2 protein-coding genes are annotated in these 825 nt (G+C 66.9%); one reads left to right on the plus strand and one right to left on the minus strand.

What is annotated here, in order from left to right:
- Positions 1 to 200 (plus strand): L,D-transpeptidase (locus AC4FS3_RS28775; protein WP_491023378.1); only part of this gene is annotated, 200 nt, incomplete at its 5' end.
- 61 nt (positions 201 to 261) lie between these two features.
- On the opposite strand, the gene AC4FS3_RS28780 is transcribed toward AC4FS3_RS28775, so the two are convergent.
- Positions 262 to 825, minus strand: a 564-nt coding sequence (locus tag AC4FS3_RS28780) for an HAD-IC family P-type ATPase (RefSeq protein ID WP_491023379.1), incomplete at its 5' end; no start/stop codon positions are given.

Here is an 825-nt window from a genome sequence, read left to right on the forward strand (position 1 = left end):
GCGGGCCGGATAACCCGTTGGGCGCCCGCGCGCTTTATCTTTACCGGAATGGCAAGGACACCCTGTTCCGCATTCACGGCACCAATGAACCTGAAACCATCGGCCAGGCCATGTCCTCCGGATGCATCCGCATGATGAACCAGGACGTCATAGATCTCTACAGCCGTGTCCCGGCCGGATCGAAGGTCGTGGTGTTGTAACGCCCCGCAAGCACGCCCAACATATCCTGCGCGCTGGCTTCCGGCGCCCCGCCTTGTGGTTTCAGCGCGGATCTGGCGTTCTGATCCTGTCCGACAACAGGCGCAGGCCATTCAGGACCACGAGAACCGTGCCGCCTTCATGGCCTATGACCGCCAGGGGGAGCGGCAGGTTGAAGAACAGGCTGCCGGTGACCAGCACGAGCATGGCGCCGATGGCGAAAATGAAGTTTTGCCGGATGATCGCCACCGTGCGCCGCGCCAGGCGGTGCGCCTCGGCCAGTTTTTGCATGTTCTCCGACAGAAGGGCGACGTCGGCGGCCTGAAGCGCCACATCCGACCCGGCCGCGCCCATCGCGACGCCCACGTCGGCGCGGGCGAGGGCCGCGGCGTCATTCACCCCGTCGCCGACGAAGGCGACGGCGCCGTCGCGCGTAAGTTGGGCGATCGTTTCCACCTTGTCCTGCGGCAGCATGCCGGCGTGGATATCCTCTGGCGCGACGCCAAGCCCGGCGCCGATGCGTAACGCGACGGGCCGGCGGTCGCCGGTGAGCATGACGATCCTGCGGACGCCGCTATCACGCAATGCGCGCAGGGCCGGGGCGGAGGTGCCGCGCGCCTCATCCGC

It is taken from the genome of Pseudogemmobacter sp. TB195, from assembly GCF_058313095.1.